Below are 280 nucleotides of genomic sequence, written 5' to 3' on the forward strand. Positions count from 1 at the left end.
GTACTGAGCGTACTGAATGGCAAGCTGTACGTGAAAGATTTGGACTCCTCTAACGGTACGTTTATTAATGAGCAACGTATTGACGGTAATAAGTCTAAGCATCTTGAAGCCAATGATACGCTTGGCTTTGCCAGTTTTGCCTTCACTGTAACGCCGGTGACTGTTGCAGTGGATGAAGCTGTAGAGCAGCCAGTCGTCGCTGAAGAGCCGATGGTTGAGCGCGAATCTACGGTTGATACGGATGCTGACAAACCCGAAATGGTGATTGATGCACCAGACG

1 protein-coding gene is annotated in these 280 nt (G+C 48.2%); it reads left to right on the forward strand.

Going from position 1 to position 280, the window contains the following annotated elements:
- Positions 1-280, forward strand: a 280-nt coding sequence (locus AAEY78_RS12720) for an FHA domain-containing protein (RefSeq protein WP_352339690.1), incomplete at both ends; no start/stop codon positions are given.

This window comes from Psychrobacter sp. 16-MNA-CIBAN-0192 (assembly GCF_040309565.1).
In the GTDB taxonomy this organism is placed as follows: Bacteria; Pseudomonadota; Gammaproteobacteria; order Pseudomonadales; family Moraxellaceae; genus Psychrobacter.